Raw genomic sequence first — 4,559 nt, 5'->3', positions numbered from 1 at the left:
CCGCGCCGCAGCAGCCCGCGCCGTGGAAGCCGCCGACGGAGGACCCGTTCCTGCTCGCCGCCCGGCAGGAGGGCCGTCCGGCGGGGCTCGGGCGGCGCCTCGCGGCGCGGCTGGTCGACACGGTCGTGCTCGGCGGCGCCGTCGCCGCCGTCGCGGTGCCGCTCTGGACCAAGGCCGTCAGCCACATCGACGAGAAGGTGGACCAGGCCAAGCGCTCCGGCGAGACCGTCACCGTCTGGCTGCTCGACGGCACCACCGGCACGTACCTCGCCGTCGTCCTCGCCGCGCTGCTGCTCGGCGGCGTGCTCTACGAGGTGCTGCCGACCGCCACCTGGGGCCGCACGCCGGGCAAGAAGCTGTGCGGCGTGCGCGTCCTGGACATCGAGTCGCACGACACCCCGTCGTTCGGCGCCGCGCTCCGCCGCTGGCTGGTCTACAGCCTGCTCGGCGTGGTCGCCGTCGGGGTGCTCAACGTGGTGTGGTGCCTGTTCGACCGGCCCTGGCGGCAGTGCTGGCACGACAAGGCGGCCCGCACCTTCGTCGCGTCGGGCCGGGGCTGACGTCGGGCCGGGGCCGACCGTCGGACCGGAGCCGGCCACTCCGTCCTGGACCGGAGCCGGCCACTCCGCCCCGGCCCGGCCGCAACTCGAACGGCATACGGACGGATGCGGCGGCCCGCCCCGCGCGGTGTACTCGGGCCATGAGCACGGACCAGCCGCAGGACAACGACCCGTTCGGCAAGAAGCCGCCGGAGGACCTTCCGCCGTACGGGGGAGCGCCCGGTGGCGGCCCGCCCGCCGGCGGCCCCTACGGGGGCGGCCAGTACGGGGGCGGGCCCGGCCCCGGTGGCCCCTACGACACCGGGGGTCCACCCCCGCCCGGCGGTCCGGGCAACCCCTACGGGGACGGGTTCGGCGCGGCGGACCCGCTGGCGGGCATGCCGCCGCTCGCGAGCCGCCTCAAGCGGCTGATCGCCCGGATCATCGACTTCCTGATCGTCTTCGTCCCGGTCAGCCTGGTCTACTCGGCGTTCGTCTGGAACCACTGGGACCCGGCCGAGGACAACGCCAAGAACACCGGGCTGAGCGTCCTCGTCGCGATCGTCTACTTCGTCTACGAGGGCCTGATGCTGACGGCCCGCGGGCAGACGGTCGGCAAGATGGCGATGGGCATCCGCGTCGCGATGCTGGAGAACGGCGCCGTGCCGCGGAACGCCCCGGGGTGGGTCCGGGCCGCCGTCTACTGCCTGCCGTGGGTCGTGCCCTGCTGCGGACCGGTCTTCTGGCTGGTCAACGTCCTCTGGTGCGCCTGGGACAAGCCCTACCAGCAGTGCATCCACGACAAGGCGGCCAAGACCGTGGTGGTCTCAGCCGTGCAGTGAGTGCTCGCCCACCCGTGCGCCCGGCCGCACACCGGCTCGTGAACCCGCACGCGCGCCCGCTCGTGAGCCCGTCGGCCGCGCCCCGGCGGCGGGCCGGCGCACGGCGGGCTCCGCGGCCCGGGCCCGTGGACTCCGGCGCGCGCCGGGCACCAGCGCGGCCACGAGGAGGCCGAGCGCCAGCGCGCCCAGGGCCACGACGGCGACGCCGACGCCCGAACTCGTCCGCGACAGCAGCAGCATGGCGAGGGTCGAGAGAACAACGGTGGCCGAGCCGTAAACGATCTGTGCTGACGTCGGACGCGGCATGACGGAATCCGTCCTCGGGGGGGATGGTGGGGTGCTGAGCCGACAAGGTACGTACCGCAAAAAGACTCTACGGTCCTGTCTGCCCTAGGGGAACGGCCGGTAAGCACACCCTTGCCCACCGTCCCGAGGCGTGAGAGGCGCGGGGAGCGACCGGCCCGCCCGGGTGGTGGAGCGAACGCGCCCGCGTACCCGCCCGCGGTGGGCGCTCCCCTTATTGACAGGTTTTTCCCGACCGGCCGGAGGGGGCGGCGGGGCCGGTCGGCCGGGAGCGCGCGAGATCATCCGGGTGCTGAGGAAAAGTGCAGGCCAGAGCCCTATTTCGGGAATCCCCTAGCGGGTCGCCGCCGATCGGGGTTGGATGCCCTGGGGGCCGTTCGTTATTGACGCGGGCCCCGACTCGGAGTGCTCCACGGAGTCCACGGAGGGTGATGCGGATGGCCGGCGGCGGATTCGTCAAGCTCCCGGACGGCAGTGTGATCGTCGCCCTGTCCCTGCCCAGCCCGCCCGGCGGCGAGGCACTGCCCGGGTCGCGGGTACGGGTCCTGGTGCACGCCGCGAACCGTCAGCGGGCGCTCACCCGGGTGCGGAACCTCGGCCTCCGGGCGGTCTTCCTCCGCGGCAACAGCGAACCGCCGACCCCAGACGAGGTGAGTGCGGCGCTGCACCACCCGGACGGCCTGGTGTGGCGGTCGGCGCCGGAGGACGAGACGGAATGGTGGCATCCGATAGCGCGGCTGCTCCGCCGCCCGGCGGGAGCCGCTTGAGGCCCAGGAGTCCGCTTGAGGCCCAGGAGTCGCTTGAGGCCCCGGAGTCGCTTAAGGACCCGGAACCGCCTGAGGCCCAGGAGGGGCACCCGCCCGTCAGCCCACCACGGGCTTGCCCGTCAGCTCCACACCCGCCCCGCGCAACTCCTCCAGGGCGGCGTCGACGGTCTCGCGCGCCACGCCCGCCGTCAGGTCCAGCAGGACCGTCGTGACGAACCCCTGCCGGCGGGCGTCCAGCGCGGTCGCCCGGACGCAGTGGTCGGTGGCGATGCCGACGACGTCGACCTCGGTCACGTCCCGGGCGTGCAGCCAGTCCGCGAGGCCGGTCCCGTTCTCGTCGGCGCCCTGGAAGGCGCTGTAGCCGGCCGCGTAGGCGCCCTTGTCGAACACCGAGCCGATGGCGCCCGAGGCGATGGCGGGCGCCAGGTTGGGGTGGAAGCCGCTGCCCTCGGTGCCGGCCACGCAGTGGGCCGGCCAGGAGTCCACGTAGTCCGGGTGGTCCGAGAAGTGGTCACCGGGGTCGATGTGCATGTCGCGGGAGGCGACGATGTGGGCGTAACCGGCGGTGGCCTCGCCCACCAGGTCGGTTATCGCGGCCGCCACGTCGGCGCCGCCCGCCACCGCGAGGGAGCCGCCCTCGCAGAAGTCGTTCTGCACGTCGACGATGATCAGTGCACGGTTCATGGCGCTTGATCCTTTACGGAAGGGCCCTCGGCCGACGATGCGGAATCGACTGCTCTAGTACATCCGGTGCATCCGGTGCATCCGGTACGTCCAGTGCCGTCCAGTACGTCCAGTGCGTCGTGCCGCGGCCGGAACCGCGGCGGCTGCGATTCTGTTCGACTCTCTGTGACCGAGGGTAGTGAGGTTCCCCCGAGACCGGGGGAGGGGCACAGGGGGCGGTCGGAGGTACGCCGACGCACCGCTCACAGGTACTCGGTGGGCAGCACCGGCTCGCCGCGCGACAGCTGGGTGGCGGAGAGCGGCAGGGCGCCGCGGGCGGCGGTGTGCCGGTCGCGGGCCGCGTCCAGCGGTTCCCGGGCGACGACCTCGCCGCCCCGGACGAGCTCCACGAGCAGCTGCCGCCCGGCGAGCTCCGCCGGCACCGGCCCGGTGCCGACGACCTCGGCCTCCGCGACGCCGTCCGCGTCGGTGCGCCGGGCGGCCCACTTGCGCCCGCCGAGCGACATCTTGCCGCCCATCGACTTCTTGGCGACCGGCCGCAGCGGAGCGTCCGGGTCCGCCGAGTCCGCGCGGGCGACCAGCTTGTAGACCATCGAGCAGGTGGGGTGGCCGCTGCCGGTCACCAGCTGGGTGCCGACGCCGTAGGCGTCCACGGGGGCGGCGGCCAGCGAGGCGATGGCGTACTCGTCCAGGTCGCTGGTCACGACGATCTTCGTCTTGTGGGCGCCGAGGTCGTCGAGCTGCTGGCGCACCCGGTGGGCGAGGAGCAGCAGGTCGCCGGAGTCGATGCGGACGGCGCCGAGCTCGGGACCGGCGATCTCGACGGCCATCCGGACCGCCTCGGTCACGTCGTAGGTGTCGACGAGCAGCGTGGTGCCGCCGCCCAGCGAGTCGACCTGGGCGCGGAACGCGTCGCGCTCGCTGTCGTGCAGCAGGGTGAACGCGTGCGCGCTGGTGCCGACGGTCGGGATGTTGTAGCGGAAGCCGGCGGCGAGGTCGGAGGTGGTGGCGAAGCCGCCCACGTAGGCCGCGCGGGCCGCGGCGACGGCGGCCAGCTCGTGGGTGCGCCGGGCGCCCATCTCGATCAGCGGCCGGCCGCCCGCCGCCACGGCCATCCGGGAGGCCGCGGCGGCCACCGCGGAGTCGTGGTTGAGGATGGACAGGATCACCGTCTCCAGCAGCACGCACTCGGCGAAGCTGCCCTCCACGCGCATGATCGGCGAGCCGGGGAAGTACACCTCGCCCTCGGGGTAGCCGAAGACGTCGCCGCGGAAGCGGTAGTCCGCCAGCCAGTCCAGGGTGGGCGCGTCGACGATGCCGCGGTCGGCGAGGAACTCCAGGACGCCCGGGTCGAAGCGGAAGTTCTCGACGGCGTCCAGGACCCGGCCGGTGCCCGCCACCACGCCGTACCGGCGGCCCTCGGG

At 73.8% G+C, this 4,559-nt stretch carries 6 protein-coding genes; 3 read left to right on the top strand and 3 right to left on the bottom strand.

Features of this window, described 5'->3' with window-relative positions; translation table 11 throughout:
- Together JNW98_RS29985 and JNW98_RS29980 are read left to right on the top strand one after the other, a co-directional pair.
- On the top strand, window positions 1-560 hold a 560-nt coding region (locus JNW98_RS29985), incomplete at its 5' end, for an RDD family protein (protein ID WP_223771441.1).
- A gap of 140 nt (window positions 561-700) precedes the next feature.
- Window positions 701-1,381 carry an RDD family protein gene (locus JNW98_RS29980; protein ID WP_223771440.1) on the top strand — a complete coding sequence of 227 codons (681 nt, stop codon included), beginning with the start codon at window positions 701-703 and terminating at the stop codon, window positions 1,379-1,381.
- Here JNW98_RS29980 and JNW98_RS29975 read toward each other — a convergent pair.
- Window positions 1,367-1,687, bottom strand: coding sequence for a hypothetical protein (locus JNW98_RS29975; RefSeq protein ID WP_223771439.1), 321 nt, complete (start codon window positions 1,685-1,687; stop codon window positions 1,367-1,369). The genes JNW98_RS29980 and JNW98_RS29975 overlap by 15 nt on opposite strands.
- Window positions 1,688-2,121: 434 nt before the next feature.
- Between JNW98_RS29975 and JNW98_RS29970 the strand changes: the two genes are divergently transcribed.
- The gene (locus JNW98_RS29970; RefSeq protein WP_223771438.1) at window positions 2,122-2,451 is read left to right on the top strand and encodes a hypothetical protein; all 330 of its coding nucleotides are present in this window, start codon (window positions 2,122-2,124) and stop codon (window positions 2,449-2,451) included.
- Between the two features lie 96 nt (window positions 2,452-2,547).
- On the opposite strand, the gene JNW98_RS29965 is transcribed toward JNW98_RS29970, so the two are convergent.
- Window positions 2,548-3,135, bottom strand: a complete 588-nt coding sequence (locus tag JNW98_RS29965) for an isochorismatase family protein (protein WP_223771437.1) — start codon at window positions 3,133-3,135, stop codon at window positions 2,548-2,550.
- A gap of 242 nt (window positions 3,136-3,377) precedes the next feature.
- A partial coding sequence (locus JNW98_RS29960) for a nicotinate phosphoribosyltransferase (RefSeq protein WP_223771436.1) occupies window positions 3,378-4,559 on the bottom strand: 1,182 nt, incomplete at its 5' end.

This window comes from Streptomyces huiliensis (genome assembly GCF_020037025.1).
Taxonomy (GTDB): domain Bacteria; phylum Actinomycetota; class Actinomycetes; order Streptomycetales; family Streptomycetaceae; genus Streptomyces; species Streptomyces huiliensis.
The sequence above is the reverse complement of the archived record's forward strand: the minus strand, read 5'-3'. Positions and strand labels throughout refer to the sequence as shown.

Excerpts from the sequence above, each read along its gene's own strand:
- JNW98_RS29975 (WP_223771439.1), bottom strand. The coding sequence starts at position 1,687 with ATGCCGCGTCCGACGTCAGCACAGATCGTTTACGGCTCGGCCACCGTT.
- JNW98_RS29980 (WP_223771440.1), top strand. The coding sequence starts at position 701 with ATGAGCACGGACCAGCCGCAGGACAACGACCCGTTCGGCAAGAAGCCG.
- JNW98_RS29970 (WP_223771438.1), top strand. The coding sequence starts at position 2,122 with ATGGCCGGCGGCGGATTCGTCAAGCTCCCGGACGGCAGTGTGATCGTC.
- JNW98_RS29965 (WP_223771437.1), bottom strand. The coding sequence starts at position 3,135 with ATGAACCGTGCACTGATCATCGTCGACGTGCAGAACGACTTCTGCGAG.